The sequence below is a fragment of the Herminiimonas fonticola genome, from assembly GCF_003293745.1.
Classification (GTDB): Bacteria; Pseudomonadota; Gammaproteobacteria; order Burkholderiales; family Burkholderiaceae_D; genus Oxalicibacterium; species Oxalicibacterium fonticola.
This window is the reverse complement of sequence record NZ_PTLZ01000001.1, coordinates 458,706-474,582: the sequence shown is the minus strand read 5'-3', so window position 1 is coordinate 474,582 and position 15,877 is coordinate 458,706. Positions and strand designations below refer to the sequence as shown.

The following is a 15,877-nucleotide window of genomic DNA, read 5'->3' as shown; positions in this document are numbered from 1 at the left end:
GGTGCCTGTCTCACAATCAAGGTTTCAACGGAGCTGCAGCCGGGGCCAGCACCTTTGCGCTTACTACAGGCTGATCATTGTCACGCGGCCGCTTGATACCGGCGTTGATATTAAATTCGAAAACTTTCTTCGCATCTTTTCCCTGCCCGATACCGACTGACCGAATTTCAATCAAATCCGGCCGCTCCAACCATGGAGAATGATTTCCCAGATTGCGCAGCAATTCGGAAACGCGCTCATTCGATTGCGCATAACCATTCAACAAAACGCGCTGACCATCTTGTTTAAAGGATTTGAGATAAACGCCTTCCGGAACCTGTTGCGCCAATTCATCCATCAGATAAATTGGCTGATTGCGATCGCTTTGCAAATCCTCGACCGCTTGCTGACGGGCCTTGAGCGCCTCGATTTCCTGCTTCAGACTTGCAACTTCCTTGATCTCTTCGTCCAAGCGAGCATTTTCACTTTTGATGAAATTATTACGTTGCTCCTGCTCGGAAAGCTTGCTCGCAAAAAAACCACCTACGGCAATCACAATCAGTGCGCCAACAATCGCACTCAATAGCAGCATCGCAACGAATTCTTTTTTACGCTGCTTGCGCTTTTCTTCCCGATGAGGAAGAAGATTAATCTTGATCATCAGTCAAACCTCCGCATTGCCAGTCCGCAGGCAACCAAATAAGCTGGCGCCTCTATCCGCAATTGTTTTTCGCGCACATTCGGGCCTAGTTGCATTCCTTTAAAAGGACTCACGACAGAGGTCGATAGCTTCGTGCGATTGGCGACCATGTCCACCATACCGGGAATGATTGCGCATCCGCCCGCGAGAAAAAGTTGATCTATGCGTGTGTAAGGCGTGGAGGTGAAGAAGAATTGAATGGCACGAGTAACTTCAAGCGCAGCGTTTTCCAGAAATGGATCGAGAATTTCAGTTTGATAGCCATCCGGCAAATCGCCCGCCTTCTTTTTGGCTTCCGCTTCTTCGTAGGACAAGCCATAAGTACGCACAATCTCCTGCGTCAATTGATGGCCGCCAAATGGTTGCTCTCTCTCATAAACCAACTGACCATCCAGCAAAATCGAAACGTGCGTGACTTGCGCACCGATTTGAAACAAACCAAGAATCTGGCCTTTGCCAGCGTTTGGCAGTTGTTGAGTGAGTCGAGATATGGCGGCACGCGCAGCATAGGATTCGATATCCATAACAGTAGGCGTAATGCCTGCGGCCTCAGCCACTGCAACTCGATCTTCTACTTTTTCCTTGCGAGTCGCTGCCAGCATGACTTCGACATCTTCCGGCGAATTCTCAACCTGACCGATGACATCGAAATCAAGACGCACCTCATCCAGTGCAAACGGAATGTATTGGCTGGCCTCGGTTTCCACCTGCAGCTCCAGGCTTTCGTCGGACAAGCCGCTAGGAAGAATGATTTTCTTGGTGATAACGGAAGCCGGCGGCATGCCCATTGCGGCCAATTTGGCGCGGGTACCGCTCTTTTTCCATACACGATGTATAGCGTCCGAGACTTGATCGATGTTTTCGATGTTGCCATCGACGACTGCACCACGCGCAAGTGGCTCGGAAGCAAAGCATTCGAGGCGCAATTCGCCTTTGCCGATTTCAGACAATTCAACGAGTTTCACCCCGGAACTACTAATGTCCAAGCCAACCAGCGGCGGATTCTTTTTGCCGAATAAGGAGCCAAAATCTAAAGCCAAGGGCAGTTCTCCCCAAAAACGTTATGTGTATATTGAACGCGATGCCGTTTAGCTTGTCGAAACCCTAACTTCAATTAAAAGATATAAGGGCTTCAATAAAAAAGTGTTTAAAAACGTGCATTTAGGACACATTGATAAAACGTTACATTAAATCGTAGCAACAAGCCTCCAAAACTGTAAAGCAATTTCCATAAAGTAATTTGCAAATCCGTTGCCAAAAATCCACGCGAGGTATGGGATGTTGCAATTCCGGCCGATTCTTAGTCACAATCGCGCCCGCTTGCGGCAGACAGCTATAATGACGCGGATATCTACCCCTCACTTTCTCTCTGCATGGCTTCCAAACAATCATCGTCCGGCAGTACTTCTTCCAAATCACCGAAAAAAACCTCCCGAACTGTTTTAAGGCTAGTCCTCGGCTTTGTCGGCCTGATATCCGGCTTGGGTGTAATCGGTGCGCTAATACTCTTTTTTGCATTGGCGATGGCGTATCCAAACTTGCCTGCCTTGGATTCGCTGACCGATTACCGACCTAAAATCCCGCTTCGTATCTTTTCAGCGGATAACGTCTTGATTGGCGAATTCGGCGAAGAACGCCGCAATTTGGTCCATATCAAGGAAATTCCCGACATTATGAAAAAAGCCGTGCTGGCGATTGAGGATGATCGTTTCTTTGAGCATGGCGGTGTCGACTACGTCGGCATCGTGCGCGCAACCGTGCACAACTTGAGCGGCGGTGCCCGCCAAGGCGCGTCCACCATTACGCAACAAGTCGCACGAAATTTCTTTTTATCCAGTGAACAGACGCTCAAACGTAAAATCTACGAAGTGCTGCTGGCATGGAAAATTGAAAAGAACCTGTCGAAAGATCAGATTCTCGAGGTCTATATGAACCAGATTTATCTGGGTCAGCGCGCCTACGGCTTTTCGTCTGCGGCACAGATTTATTACGGCAAAAAATTGCAGGACATCAGCATCGCCGAAGCAGCAATGCTCGCCGGCTTGCCAAAAGCACCTTCGGCCTACAACCCTGTCGTCAATCCAAAACGCGCGAAAGCACGCCAACAATATATTCTGCAGCGCATGTACCAGCTCGGCTACATCACCGAACCGGAATATACGCGCGCCAAGGCTGAAGAGCTCAAGATCAAGACAAATAGCAGCGAATTCGGCGTACATGCTGAATACGTAGCCGAAATGACGCGTCAATTAGTGTATGAGCAATTCAAGGAAGAAACCTACACCCGCGGCTTGAACGTTTTCACCACGATTACCAAAGCGGATCAGGATGCCGCCTATCTGGCCGTGCGCCGCGGCGTCATGGACTATGAAAAACGTCACGGCTATCGCGGCCCGGAAAACTACATCGAGATCCCAGACAACAAGGAAGAAGCCGAAGACGCGATTGAAGTTGAATTGGCGAACCATCCTGATAGCGACGATCTGGTCGCCGCAGTTGTACTGGACGCCACACCGCAATTAATCACCGCAGTGTTAGTGTCGGGCGAAGAAATCAAGATTGAAGGTGCAGGACTGACCTTTGCCGCCAATTTGCTCAGTGCCAAAGCACCGCCAAATAAACGCGTCAAACGTGGCGCGGTGATCCGTGTCATGCAGGAAGGCAAAACCTGGAGCGTGATTCAAATGCCGGAAGTGCAATCGGCATTCGTCGCCGCAAACACCGATGACGGCGCAATCCGCGCGATGGTCGGTGGCTTCGATTTCAACCGCAACAAGTTCAACCACGTCACGCAGGCATGGCGCCAGCCGGGATCGTCCTTTAAACCATTCATTTATTCCGCATCGCTGGAAAAAGGTTTGTCGCCGTCCACCATTATCAACGATGCGCCCATCAGTTTCGACGCCGGGCAAACTGGCGGACAACCGTGGGAGCCGAAGAATTACGATAACAAATACGATGGGCCGATGAGTATGCGCAGAGGCTTGATGAAATCGAAAAACATGATTTCAATTCGAATCTTGCACAAAATCGGCGCCAAATACGGACAGGAATACATCACCCGCTTCGGCTTTGATGCGGATAAAAACCCGCCTTATCTGACATTGGCTCTGGGCGCGGGCGCGGTGACGCCTTTGCAAATGGCCGGCGCTTACGCAGTATTCGCCAATGGCGGCTATAAAGTAAGCCCTTACCTGATTTCTAAAATTGCCGACGCCAGCGGTAAAACGCTGTCGGAAGCTAAACCTGACAAGGCTGGCGACGAAGCCAATCGGGTCATCGATGCGCGCAATGCATTTTTGATGGACAGCATGTTGAAAGATGTTGTGACGTCCGGTACTGCCGTCAAAGCCATGGCCTTGAAGCGCACCGATCTGGCAGGAAAAACCGGCACTACCAATGATTCATTCGATGCGTGGTTTGCCGGCTATCAGCCAGAAATCGTCGGTATCGCGTGGATAGGTTTTGACCAGCCGAAAAATTTGGGAAATCGCGAAACCGGTGGCGGGCTGGCACTACCGATCTGGATTAATTACATGCAAAAAGCGCTGAAGAATGTACCTATGGCAGAGCGCACCGTGCCTGAAGGGATTATCACGGTCAATGGCGAGTATTTCTACGCAGAGAATCCGCCAAGCGCGGGCGTGCGCAACTTAGGCCTGAGTGATGCGCCTGCACGCGCAAACGAGCCAACCAAGGATGAGGTCAAGAACGAACTGTTCTAGTTACTGCAAAGCAGAAGCAGTTTGAAAAAGCGGGAAAGTCGCAAGACTTTTCCGCTTTTTCTATTTGAGCGCGCCCCAAATCAACTCGCTTAATTTACATCGTGCAATGTGACGTCTATGCCGCCCTGCTGACTCACCATTTGCGACAAGGCAGCAAACAATTCCGCGTCGCCATCACGATGATTGATCCATTTCGAACCTTGCGCCTTGAAATGAAAACCGCCGGATTTCGCCGCCACCCACAGTTCCTTCATCGGAGCTTGGCTATTGACGATGATTTTTGTGCCATTATCCACAAATTCGATTTCCAGCACATTGCCGCTACGCGTACATTCCACATCGAGATCACTGGTATTGGCCAGCTCCTCCAAAGTGGCTTCGATCTGGCTCAAAGTTGCCTCGGCCCGCTGCAGGAATTCTGATTCGGTCATGCTACACTCCACCACGTTTCGTTAAACAGTGATTCTAATCGTGAAGTCCCTTCCTTGTTTGCCGCGCATCAGCGCTTTCTTAAATATTCTGGCTGGCGCCTTGTGCGTCAGCCTGCTCGCCGGTTGCGGGCAAAAAGGCCCTTTATACATGCCGCAAGGCGAAAAAGGCTACCAAACAACGACGATACAAACGACAGGCAGCTCGACTTCCGTCTCACTCCCGGTTAATACGCCTCCGGCCAGCTCTTCCGATTCCAAGTAAATTCACCATGTCGCATTTTTCTTATCAAGACGGCGTGCTGTGCGCGGAAAACGTTCCGTTGACGCAAATCGCCCAGCAATTCGGTACGCCGACCTACATCTATTCAAAAGCCGCATTGGTCGAGAATTTTTCTTCCTATGCCGATGCCTGCAAAAAGCATGGTCGCAATGACGAGACCGCATTGGTTTGCTACTCAGTCAAATCCAACTCGAATCTGGCAGTCTTGAATCTGCTCGGCAAACTCGGCTCCGGCTTTGATATCGTTTCCGGCGGCGAATTGCTGCGAGTATTGGCGGCGGGTGGCTCGCCACGCAAAGTGATTTTTTCCGGCGTCGGAAAATCGCGTGAAGAGATGCGACTCGCCTTGTCGCATGACATTCTGTGCTTTAACGTCGAATCGATTCCTGAGTTGCATAGGCTGAATGAAGTTGCTGGTGAAATGGGCAAACGCGCTTCGGTCTCACTACGCGTCAATCCGAATGTCGATGCAAAAACCCATCCGTATATTTCAACCGGATTGAAAGACAATAAATTCGGCGTTGCATATGAAGATGCGTTGACGACCTATCGCGTTGCGGCATCGCTGCCCAACATTAGCGTGGTTGGCATCGATTGCCATATCGGTTCGCAATTGCTGGACGATGCACCTTTACTGGAAGCCGTTGATAAATTGATCGAGTTGATCGATACCTTGGCAAGCGAAGGTATCGCCATCCATCATATGGACATAGGCGGCGGCATAGGCATCAATTACGACAACGACCAACCGGTGGCAGTCGGCGATTATTTGTCACGCGTGTTTACAAAAATTGATGCATGGCGCGCGAAAAGTTATCAAGGCACACCGATCAAAGTATTGTTTGAACCTGGCCGCTCCATCGTTGGCAATGCCGGCGTGCTGCTGACCGCGGTGCAATACATCAAGCATGGCGAAACCAAAAATTTTGCGATTGTCGATGCAGCAATGAATGATTTGATGCGTCCTGCGATGTATGAAGCCTGGCATGGCGTAGAAACTGTCTTGCAACGCGCAACTGAAGCTCAGACTTACGATGTAGTTGGTCCGGTATGCGAATCCGGCGACTGGCTGGCACGTTCGCGTGAGTTGGCTATTCAGGAAGGCGATCTGCTGGCTATCATGTCAGCTGGCGCATACGGCATGACGATGTCATCCAACTACAACACACGCGGCCGAGCTGCCGAAATCATGGTCGATGGCGCGACCGTTCATTTGATCCGCAAACGCGAATCGCCCGCCGATCTGTTTGCGCTGGAATCATTGCTTCCATAAGACAAGAGCCGGAGTGCGCAACGCATATCCGGCTCAATCATTACACCGCAGTACCCTCAAGCCCATTTGCTTTTGAGCGTTTTTGCCAGGCCCAGAATATTCTCACCAACAGCAAAGCCGCAACGATAGCCCCGAAAATAATCGGCTGCTCGAAATCGTGCTTGCCCGCTTTCATCCACCAGTAATGCAATATTCCCAGCGATGCGATGACATAAATCAGCCTATGCAACCATTGCCAGCGCTTGCCGCCCAAGCGCTTCACCATGCCATTCGTGCTGGTGATGGCAAGCGGAATCAGCAATACAAAAGCCGCAAACCCAACCGTGATAAATGGACGCTTGATGACGTCTTTCAGCATCTCGCTCACATCGAAAAAATGATCAAACCAAAGGAAGGTCGTGAAATGCAGAGCAGCGTAAAAGAATGCAAACAAGCCTATCATGCGACGCAACTTGATCAACCAATTCCATTTACTCAAGCGCCGTAGCGGCGTAACGGTAAGCGTGATGCACAGGAAATACAGCGTCCAGTCACCTGTGTTGCGCGTGATGAACTCAATCGGATTCGCGCCCAACTGATCGGTAAAAGTAAACAAGACCAACCTGCCGAATGGCAGCAAGGCAATCACAAAGAGCAAACTCTTAATAAGCGTCAGTTGCTTTGATGAAGGATTAAACGCCGTCATTATTTACCCATGACAAATCGGCCGCCAACGGGGCCGACGATGCGATACAAAACGTCGATTGCCAGAGATCAAAAAAACTTCTTCAGATCCATGCCCGTGTACAAGGATGCAACCTGGCTATAACCATTGAACATCAGCGTCGGGCGCTTCTTCGCAAAAAAACCATCTTCGCCTATGCGACGCTCAGTCGCTTGCGACCAGCGTGGATGATCGACTTCAGGATTGACGTTGGAATAAAACCCGTACTCACGCGGCGCTGAAATATTCCAGGCCGTACGCGGCTGATCCTTGACGAAACGTATCTTGACGATCGACTTGGCAGATTTAAAACCATATTTCCACGGCACGACGATACGCACAGGAGCGCCATTCTGATTAGGTAATACTTCGCCATACATACCCAGCGTTAACAGTGTCAGCGGGTGATTCGCTTCGTCTATGCGCAAGCCTTCTACATACGGCCAATCCAGCACAGGTCTGCGCAAACCATTCATGGACTCTTTATCTTCAACGGTGACAAATTCCACATATTTTGCATTGGAAGTCGGCTCGACTTTCTTGATCAATTCGGCCAGCGAATAGCCAGTCCACGGAATCACCATAGACCAACCTTCGACACAGCGCAGGCGATAAATGCGTTCTTCCAAAGGCGCAAGTTTCAGCAAGCTATCGATATCCAGCGTCATCGGCTTTTTGACTTCACCTTCGATAGACAAAGTCCATGGCCGCGTTTTCATTGCCGACGCATAGCGCGCCGGACTCGCCTTATCGGTGCCGAATTCGTAAAAATTATTGTAAGTCGTGGCGTCTTTATACGACGTTGCTTTGTCGAGCACGACATAGGATGAATTGGGATGTGCCGCGAGTTTTTGTGCGGTGGCAGACGTCGCGGCAAATGCCTCACGCGTCGCCATTTCCAGAAGTGCGCCACCGGCAATAGAACCGGCAGCTATTTTTTGTATGAACGCACGACGCGATTCAAATACTGCGCGTGGCGTAATTTCCGATGCGAATGGAATGTCGATTCCATTCGGATTGCGCTTGATTAACATGGCGACTCCGTAGTGATGATGACCATTAGTCTATTCAGACCTGCCAACATTACAGGAGTTTCATTACAGAAAGCGAAATGCAAAAATTTCACATTGTCAGCTCTTAAGCTGTCATGCCTACGCCCTGTTTATAGCTCGCCGTAAGAATGCAAACCTGACAAAAACATATTAACGCCGAGGAAAGCAAAGGTCGTTACCAGCAAACCAACAACCGCCCACCACGCTGCAATCTTGCCGCGCAAACCCTTCATCAAGCGCATGTGCAACCACGATGCGTAGTTGAGCCAGACGATCAGTGCCCAGGTTTCTTTCGGGTCCCACGACCAGTACCCGCCCCATGCTTCAGCCGCCCACAGCGCGCCCAGAATCGTGGCGATCGTGAAGAATGCAAAGCCAACTGCAATCGCTTTGTACATCACGTCATCCAGCACCTCCAGCGCAGGTAGACGATCGGCCAGCATGCCGTGCGACTTCAACAGATAGGCAACCGCCACCATCGCAGCTAATGAAAACGTGCCATAGCCGATGAAGTTGGCCGGCACATGAATTTTCATCCACCAGCTTTGCAAGGCTGGTACCAATGGCTGGATTTCCGATGCATCGCGACTCACCGTATACCAAAGCAGGAATCCAACCGCAGCACTAATCACCAACAATACAAACGGCCCCAATTGGCGCGTCGCATAAACCTGCTCGTAGTAAAGATAAAACAAGGCGGTAATCATGCAAAACAGGATGAACACTTCATACAGATTCGAAACTGGAATATGACCAACGTCGGCACCGATCAGATAAGACTCGTACCAGCGCACCAGCATGCCGGTAAAGCCCATGATGACGGCAGCCCAGCATAGCTTGCTGCCAATAGAACCACCGGTCTCTGAGCGCGCAATCAAACCGCCCCAATAGAACAGCGTCGACAAAAGGAACAGAGTGCTCATCCACAGGATTGCCGATTGGCTGGACAGCAGATATTTCAGGAAGAATTTTTGTTCGCTCATCGCCAATGAGCCGTCGTACATGGAGATTGCAGATAAAGCCAGCACAGCCAGCACAGCCAGCAGCCAGCGCACGGATTTCCAGTGCCAGCCCAGCCACGCAAACGTAGGCGCTGCCAAGACCAAGATCACTTCTTCGTAAATATCCATGTGATGGCCGAAACGATTCAGCGCAAACAGGGACGCTGCCAGCAATGCCACGCCATACAACCAGTCAATCACTGACAGGCGCTTAAAGAAACCCGGTGGCTGCGCGTAAATCTGATCTTGTACTACATCCATGACTATTCTCCGTAATGACTGCAGCCGACTTGCAAGATTGTCTTGCGACGACCGTGCAAATACAGCCTTCATTTCTTTCTACTAGCTCAGGGCGAGAAACGCGGCTCAGTATAGTCGAGTCCGCCTGTTAGTGCTGCTCTGGTCAGGACTGTAATAATTGCTGCTTCAATACTGCAAATTCTTTCTCGAAATCCAGAGTCTTGCGCTGCGAGCTAACGGCCATCAACGCATGCGAACTACCATCGCCTTCTGATTTGATCCATATCCAGAGACGGCGTTCGCGTATATAAAACATCGAAAACACGCCGAGAACGAGCAACAGGCAACCAAAATAAACAATGTTCTTTCCTGGCGAACGCGTTACCTGCAGCACCGAAGCCTTCACTTCATCGAAGCCCTGCAACTGCAAATAAACTGGTGCGCCGTAAAAGAATGCATCTGAAAAAGCATTCGTCGCCAATTGCAAAAACCGTCCGTGCTTGTCGTCAGGCTCGATTGCTTTCAAGCCATCTTTTTCACGCGCAACCTGCCACAGATCCCACAAACTGCCATTCAGGATTTTCATGAAAATATCAGCGGCTTTTTCCTGATCTTGCGGTGGAATTTTTTCGAGAAATTTTGAGACAGCAATGTAGCCAGCTTCTTGTGTATCGCCACCAAAAATCGTCAAGCCTTTTAACGATGACGCCTGCAATTGCGTACGTAATGCAGAAGCATCCGCACGCGTAGCCGGCAATGCGCGCTTGGCATAACGTTGCGCGGCCAGTGCCCGCAAATCCGGATTCAGAATCGCGGCACGCAAACGCATCCACTCTTCCACAGTATCGTTGTCATCCGCCGGAATGCGCAGGAAGCGGAATGGTTCGGATGGAGAATCACGTACGCCAGCGAGGAAAACATAGGCATCGTCCACCAGCACCGGCTGCATATAGTTGTTATATTCGCGCGCCTGCCCGTTCTTGTCGCGCAACTTGTATTGCACGCTAGGACCAACGTTTTTCAAATCCTTGTTGTTCGCATTCTTGGCGGCAGAACCGAGATGTTTATCAAGACCGGAAGACATGAAACTCTGGTTCGGATTGACGGCACGTACATCCTGTCCGTTCTGCGCCATATTCTCGATGTTAAAAGCGCGAAAGCCCGACCATTCAACCGTGTAATCGCCCCCTTTGCTTGCATCCAGCGGCGATGTATTGCCGACTTCACCTTGCATGGCGAATGCGGCATGCGCGGCACCTTGCATAGGATAGCCAGCCAGCTTCAACTTGCTGCCACCATCTTCAAAACTGGACTGATACACCGCAACGCCGCGATAGATCAGTGGCTCGTTAACCTTGATGGTCGCTGCAAATACCTTGCCATTTTCATGATCAGTCACGACCACATCGCTGGCAAACAACTTGGGCATACCGGTCGAGTAGAAATCGATGACGAATTTTTTCAACTGGATCGTGAATGGCAGATCCTGAATCAACACACCATCCTGCTGAGGAATGATGGCGGTACTGCTGCTGCTGCCTTCCGGAATCAGTGTATTGCCACGAAAGGTAGGATTGCCCAATCCGAGTCTATGCTGCGCGGGAATTTGCGCAATCACGCCATTGCCGGCAAACGATGTTTTGTCGAAGATGAGTTTCTGTATGCGTATCGGCAACTCAGAATCAAGCATGCCGCCGAGGCAGATAATAATGATGGAACTATGCGCGAAGATATAACCCCACTTGTTCGCGGCGCCCTGCTTGGCTGCGATCAGCGTTGCATTTTCTTTTTCAACGACTTTGGCTTTGTAACCGTGGGCGGCAATCCGCGCCAGAGTTTGAGTCGTTAATTCAGCACGTGTAAGCTTGGCTTGCCATTCCGCTTTGTGATGAAAATTGCGTAGCGATTGCTCGCGCACATTTTCACGCCAGCTGCGCATATCCTTCAACATCTTGGGGGCGTTGCGAATCAGGCAGAGCGATGTCGAGATCACCAGGAAGGTCATGATCAGCAAAAACCACCACGTCGAATAGAGTCCGTACAGATTGAGTTTGGCGAACACTGCGAACCAGAATGGGCCGAACTGATTGACGTAATTCGTCATCGGTTCATTTTGCTTGAGCACAGTTCCGATGATCGATGCAATTGAGATCAGCGTCAGCAAGCTGATCGCAAAGCGCATAGAAGACAGCAATTCAACCGCATCTGCCAACCAGCGACGACTGGTTTTCAATTCCCAACCGCCGGTATTTGTTTCTGTCTCGCTCGTCATTCCATCACCCTAAAACCACATCCAGACATGCGCTGAATATGCGGAAACACTCTCTGGAGTTGCTTGCACAACATCGATCGCCCTTGCAAAGAAAAAGGGGCAGCCTTGGCCACCCCTCTTTATTCATTCACTGGCAATTTATTTATTACTTCAAGCCAGCGACGTAATCTGAAACGGCTTGAATTTCTTCATCCGACATCCGCTTGACGATCTTGCTCATCTGCTCATTCTTGCGCGTATCCGCACGGAAACTCATCAACTGTGCCGTTGTATAAGCCTGATGCTGACCAGCCAAACGCGGGAACTGTGCTGGCATACCGGCACCATTCGCACTGTGGCAAGCAGCGCAGGCAGGAACATTCTTCTCGGCGATACCGCCGCGGAAGATTTTCTTGCCAAGTTCAACTGTATCTTTGTTTTTAGCTGCACCGGGAGTCGGCTTGGCCTTCGCCAGATAGGCGATCAGGTTTTGAATGTCTTCTTCAGTCATGCCTTTGGCGATGGGCGCCATAATGGCGTTCTTGCGTTCGCCACTTTTAAAGCTGACCAGTTGCTTATGAATGTATGCGCCGTGTTGACCGGCCAGCTTTGGGTTCTCCGCAATGGAAGAATTCCCGGCAGCGCCGTGACAAGCGATACAAGCCGTGATGTTGCGCGTTGCATCGCCCGTGTTATAAAGCGCTTCGCCTTTGGCAGCGTCGGCTTTGACAACTTTTTTTTCTTCGGAGGCGTGGGCAACAGAAACAATTGCCAGCAATGCGATGCATAAGGATTTTACGATTGGTAAACAAACACGATTCATTCAGACACCCTGAGACTTAGTATTAAAATCTGCCTTATTGGCGACGTTTTTTGTTACAACCGAGACGCTTTCCCTACCGCAGTGCAACAAGCGCAACCCCTTATTGTACAATAGCTTTCCGGCATTTTTGCCACACCTTATGCATTTTGTACACATCCTATGTCCCTACTTTGGCAAGCCCGCTTCTTCACCACGGTGAATCATCTCCGTGATTTGCCAAATACGCAAGTCCCTGAAATCGCCTTTGCCGGCCGCTCCAACGCCGGCAAATCGACTGCAATCAACATCCTGTCCAACCAGAAAAAACTGGCTTTTGCATCCAAAACACCGGGGCGTACGCAGCATATCAATTATTTTTCGATCGGCGGCGCGCAAGTTGGCCAACATCGAAAAGATGCAACCAACGTAGATGAAATCCGCGGCTTGCTGGTCGATTTGCCGGGTTACGGCTATGCTCAAGTCTCCGGTTCGGCCAAGCTGCACTGGCAAGAGCTATTGGGCGATTACGTACAACGTCGCGAACAACTCGCGGCTCTGATATTGATTATTGACTCGCGCCGGCCTTTTACCGATCTTGATATTCAAATGCTGGAATGGTTTGCGCCGACTGGCAAACCTATCCATTGCATACTGACGAAATCGGATAAATTAAACAGAAATGAATCGACGAATGCGCTGCGCACTGCGCGTACGATTCTGGCAAGCTATGTAGATGCAGACGGCCAACCGTTTCCATTTACCGCGCAATTGTTTTCGGCGCTTAAACGCAGCGGCATAGAAGAAGCCGACGCAAAGATTCTGGAATTGCTCGGCTTGAATGATGACGACACGGACGAAACTTCGGGTGAAATCCCGAACGATGTAGAGCCAAAAGAATAAAAAAAAACCCTGGAGAAAGGGGAGTATCTCCAGGGCAATAACGCCATATCGCATAGTACGACCTGGCCCCGCTCAGGGAGGAGAAGCGGGAGATGCAAAGCATCTGCTACTAGGACGAGCGCGCGATCAAAAAGTTTCATTTATTTTTAGCGCTTTTTTAACCCATCTCATCTTTGCTGAAGACTGCCATGTCCAAACTATTAGCCAACGCACAATTTCCCGCCGTAAGGATGCGACGCATGCGCAAGGACGCGTTCTCGCGCGCGATGATGCGGGAAAACGTATTGACACCCGCCGATCTGATTTATCCGGTGTTTATTACCGAAGGCGAAAACCAGCGCGAAAAGATTTCTTCGATGCCTGGCGTAGAACGCCTTTCTGTCGATCTTCTGCTACATGTCGCAGAAGAATGCGTAGCCTTGCATATTCCGGCACTGGCATTATTCCCCGTTATCAATGCATCATTGAAAACACCGGACGGCATTGAAGCAACCAATCCGGACGGGCTGGTGCCACGCGCAGTGCGCGAGTTGAAAAAACGTTTTCCTGAACTTGGCATCTTGACCGACGTCGCGCTCGACCCCTATACCAGCCACGGCCAGGATGGCGTACTGGATGCAAACGGTTATGTGTTGAACGACGAAACCTGCGCCATCCTGATCAAGCAAGCATTGACGCAAGCAGAGGCAGGCGTAGACATCGTTGCGCCGTCAGACATGATGGACGGCCGCATAGGCGCAATCCGCAACGCACTGGAAGCGCACCACCATATCAACACGCGCATCATGGCTTACTCGGCAAAATATGCATCGGCGTTCTATGGCCCATTCCGTGACGCAGTCGGCTCGTCCGCCACGTTAGGGAAAAGCGACAAAGCCACTTATCAAATGGATCCGGCCAACAGCGATGAAGCTTTGCGTGAAGTGGCGCTCGATCTGGCAGAAGGTGCCGATATGGTGATGGTTAAACCAGGCATGCCGTATCTGGATATCGTGCGCCGCGTGAAAGACGAATTCAAGGTGCCAACCTTCGCCTATCAAGTCAGCGGCGAGTACGCGATGATCAAGGCTGCAGCACAACAAGGCTGGCTCGATCACGACAAGACCATGATGGAATCCATGATGGCCTTCAAACGTGCCGGTGCCGATGGCGTGCTGACTTACTTTGCGCGCGATATTGCACGTCGCCTGAAACTTGGTTGATCTATCGCAGTCGAAATCCGGCAACTGATACGCACGACTTTAGCGTCACTATGTTGCCGGATTACTTAACTGTTTGATTTTCATGGTTCAGCGTTAGTCCGCACCACAGCCATTTTTGAAAACCATTCTGCCTATGAATATTTATCAAATCGGCGAACGCCAGGTTACTCTTGTTGCCGACATGCCTTATACGGTACCTGAAGACGGTTTCCTGTGGATAGATGCTACCCACGATGAAGTCGCCGACAATCCTGAGCTCTGGCGCAACGCCATTGAGCATGCAACGAACACCCGTATCTACGACCTGCATTTGCAAGATGCAATCAATCAAAAGCATCCTTCCTACTTTGATTCCACGCAAGACTACGCAATGGTTGTATTTCGCAAGCTGTCCTTTACCTCCGATCTGCCTCCTGCGGAAAACGATCTGGACGAACATGAAAGACGGAAGATCCCACCAGCTCTCAGCAAGCTAATCACACAGCCGGTGACATTTTTATTGATGGGCCGCGCACTCGTCACCGTGCATGCCGCCAACAGCCGCACGATAGAAGCAACCCGCTTACGTTTATTGGAATACAAATACAGACCTGAAGGCAATACTCAACATAACAGACCGCCCACTTCCCCTGCAGAATTGGCACTACGCCTGCTCAATACAATGATTGACCAATATCTCGATTTACGTCAGCCATTAACGGGACAGATTGATCGCTGGCAGCGCGCACTTCTCAATCCACGTCGCGCATTTCAGGACTGGACTGCATTGCTGGATGCGCGTATCGAGTTGCGCAAACTCGATCACCTATGCGAAGAGCAGCATGATGCCTTGCAAGAGTTGCGCGATTATCTTGTCGACAACAATCAAGGTATTAATAATCGCGCGCAGGATTTGTTGTTGGTGCGCGTGCATGATGTAATGGAACACATCACACGAGTACTGAATCATGCGCGCAGATTGGAAGCATCGATAGAATCCGCCGTACAGATTCACTTCTCTGCCATGGCGCATCGCACCAGCGAAATCATGCGTACCTTGACAGTGATCACCGCACTCTTCATGCCGCTGACGGTCATCACGGGCATCTTCGGCATGAACTTTGTCGATATGCCTTTGCTGGCAGATCATTCAGGATTCTGGATTGCGATGGGCTTGATGGCGGCAATCGTCATTGGCCTGCTGATCTTCTTCCGTCGCAGAAAATATCTGGACGACAGAAGCTCGGACAATGAACGAGCGCGATATTGAGCAACAGAATAATGAGCCATCACAAACAATAAAAAAGCGTCCTTGAATGGACGCTTTTTTATTTAAAGCACTGCAACCTGCCTAACAAA

At 50.5% G+C, this 15,877-nt stretch carries 13 protein-coding genes and 1 pseudogene; 6 read left to right on the top strand and 8 right to left on the bottom strand.

From position 1 onward, the window contains the following. Positions 1-16: 16 nt before the first annotated feature. Together Hfont_RS02400 and Hfont_RS02395 are read right to left on the bottom strand one after the other, a co-directional pair. Complete coding sequence (locus Hfont_RS02400) at positions 17-640, bottom strand: PilN domain-containing protein (RefSeq protein WP_112990632.1); 624 nt, start codon at positions 638-640, stop codon at positions 17-19. Between the two features lie 65 nt (positions 641-705). Beyond that, a pseudogene (locus Hfont_RS02395) lies at positions 706-1,644 on the bottom strand (pilus assembly protein PilM); the annotation flags it as partial. A 408-nt stretch (positions 1,645-2,052) separates the two neighbouring features. On the opposite strand from Hfont_RS02395, the gene Hfont_RS02390 reads away from it, so the two are divergent. Next, positions 2,053-4,404: a penicillin-binding protein 1A gene (locus Hfont_RS02390; protein WP_112990630.1), complete on the top strand. Its 2,352-nt coding sequence runs from the start codon at positions 2,053-2,055 to the stop codon at positions 4,402-4,404. Positions 4,405-4,493: 89 nt separating this feature from the next. Here Hfont_RS02390 and cyaY read toward each other — a convergent pair whose 3' ends face one another. Next, the gene (cyaY, locus tag Hfont_RS02385; protein ID WP_112990629.1) at positions 4,494-4,835 is read right to left on the bottom strand and encodes an iron donor protein CyaY; all 342 of its coding nucleotides are present in this window, start codon (positions 4,833-4,835) and stop codon (positions 4,494-4,496) included. Positions 4,836-4,875: 40 nt separating this feature from the next. Here cyaY and lptM point away from each other — a divergent pair, with 40 nt between their 5' ends. Both lptM and lysA read left to right on the top strand, forming a co-directional pair. Further along, on the top strand, positions 4,876-5,097 hold the full coding sequence (gene lptM, locus Hfont_RS02380; RefSeq protein ID WP_206604448.1) for an LPS translocon maturation chaperone LptM: 222 nt from the start codon (positions 4,876-4,878) through the stop codon (positions 5,095-5,097). A 7-nt stretch (positions 5,098-5,104) separates the two neighbouring features. Continuing rightward, complete coding sequence (lysA, locus tag Hfont_RS02375) at positions 5,105-6,388, top strand: diaminopimelate decarboxylase (protein ID WP_112990627.1); 1,284 nt, start codon at positions 5,105-5,107, stop codon at positions 6,386-6,388. A gap of 40 nt (positions 6,389-6,428) precedes the next feature. Here lysA and msrQ read toward each other — a convergent pair whose 3' ends face one another. The 5 genes from msrQ to Hfont_RS02350 all read right to left on the bottom strand — a co-directional run bounded on the left by msrQ (position 6,429) and on the right by Hfont_RS02350 (position 12,458). Next, on the bottom strand, positions 6,429-7,073 hold the full coding sequence (gene msrQ, locus Hfont_RS02370; protein ID WP_112990626.1) for a protein-methionine-sulfoxide reductase heme-binding subunit MsrQ: 645 nt from the start codon (positions 7,071-7,073) through the stop codon (positions 6,429-6,431). A gap of 68 nt (positions 7,074-7,141) precedes the next feature. Further along, complete coding sequence (msrP, locus tag Hfont_RS02365; RefSeq protein ID WP_112990625.1) at positions 7,142-8,125, bottom strand: protein-methionine-sulfoxide reductase catalytic subunit MsrP; 984 nt, start codon at positions 8,123-8,125, stop codon at positions 7,142-7,144. Between the two features lie 128 nt (positions 8,126-8,253). Continuing rightward, the gene (ccsB, locus tag Hfont_RS02360) at positions 8,254-9,405 is read right to left on the bottom strand and encodes a c-type cytochrome biogenesis protein CcsB (RefSeq protein ID WP_112990624.1); all 1,152 of its coding nucleotides are present in this window, start codon (positions 9,403-9,405) and stop codon (positions 8,254-8,256) included. Between the two features lie 142 nt (positions 9,406-9,547). After that, the gene (locus Hfont_RS02355) at positions 9,548-11,656 is read right to left on the bottom strand and encodes a cytochrome c biogenesis protein ResB (protein WP_112990623.1); all 2,109 of its coding nucleotides are present in this window, start codon (positions 11,654-11,656) and stop codon (positions 9,548-9,550) included. Positions 11,657-11,801: 145 nt separating this feature from the next. After that, the gene (locus Hfont_RS02350; protein WP_112990622.1) at positions 11,802-12,458 is read right to left on the bottom strand and encodes a c-type cytochrome; all 657 of its coding nucleotides are present in this window, start codon (positions 12,456-12,458) and stop codon (positions 11,802-11,804) included. A 159-nt stretch (positions 12,459-12,617) separates the two neighbouring features. On the opposite strand from Hfont_RS02350, the gene yihA reads away from it, so the two are divergent. The 3 genes from yihA (at position 12,618) to Hfont_RS02335 (ending at position 15,788) form a co-directional block, all read left to right on the top strand. Beyond that, positions 12,618-13,337 carry a ribosome biogenesis GTP-binding protein YihA/YsxC gene (gene yihA / locus Hfont_RS02345; protein ID WP_112990621.1) on the top strand — a complete coding sequence of 240 codons (720 nt, stop codon included), beginning with the start codon at positions 12,618-12,620 and terminating at the stop codon, positions 13,335-13,337. Between the two features lie 188 nt (positions 13,338-13,525). Further along, complete coding sequence (gene hemB / locus Hfont_RS02340) at positions 13,526-14,539, top strand: porphobilinogen synthase (protein ID WP_112990620.1); 1,014 nt, start codon at positions 13,526-13,528, stop codon at positions 14,537-14,539. A gap of 133 nt (positions 14,540-14,672) precedes the next feature. Further along, the gene (locus tag Hfont_RS02335; RefSeq protein ID WP_112990619.1) at positions 14,673-15,788 is read left to right on the top strand and encodes a magnesium transporter CorA family protein; all 1,116 of its coding nucleotides are present in this window, start codon (positions 14,673-14,675) and stop codon (positions 15,786-15,788) included. The last annotated feature ends 89 nt before the right edge of the window (positions 15,789-15,877 follow it).

Bases quoted from the DNA above. Each gene is read 5' to 3' on its own strand.
- Hfont_RS02400 (WP_112990632.1), bottom strand. From the start codon at position 640: ATGATCAAGATTAATCTTCTTCCTCATCGGGAAGAAAAGCGCAAGCAG.
- Hfont_RS02390 (WP_112990630.1), top strand. From the start codon at position 2,053: ATGGCTTCCAAACAATCATCGTCCGGCAGTACTTCTTCCAAATCACCG.
- cyaY (WP_112990629.1), bottom strand. From the start codon at position 4,835: ATGACCGAATCAGAATTCCTGCAGCGGGCCGAGGCAACTTTGAGCCAG.
- lysA (WP_112990627.1), top strand. From the start codon at position 5,105: ATGTCGCATTTTTCTTATCAAGACGGCGTGCTGTGCGCGGAAAACGTT.
- msrQ (WP_112990626.1), bottom strand. From the start codon at position 7,073: ATGACGGCGTTTAATCCTTCATCAAAGCAACTGACGCTTATTAAGAGT.
- msrP (WP_112990625.1), bottom strand. From the start codon at position 8,125: ATGTTAATCAAGCGCAATCCGAATGGAATCGACATTCCATTCGCATCG.
- ccsB (WP_112990624.1), bottom strand. From the start codon at position 9,405: ATGGATGTAGTACAAGATCAGATTTACGCGCAGCCACCGGGTTTCTTT.
- Hfont_RS02355 (WP_112990623.1), bottom strand. From the start codon at position 11,656: ATGACGAGCGAGACAGAAACAAATACCGGCGGTTGGGAATTGAAAACC.
- Hfont_RS02350 (WP_112990622.1), bottom strand. From the start codon at position 12,458: ATGAATCGTGTTTGTTTACCAATCGTAAAATCCTTATGCATCGCATTG.
- yihA (WP_112990621.1), top strand. From the start codon at position 12,618: ATGTCCCTACTTTGGCAAGCCCGCTTCTTCACCACGGTGAATCATCTC.
- hemB (WP_112990620.1), top strand. From the start codon at position 13,526: ATGTCCAAACTATTAGCCAACGCACAATTTCCCGCCGTAAGGATGCGA.
- Hfont_RS02335 (WP_112990619.1), top strand. From the start codon at position 14,673: ATGAATATTTATCAAATCGGCGAACGCCAGGTTACTCTTGTTGCCGAC.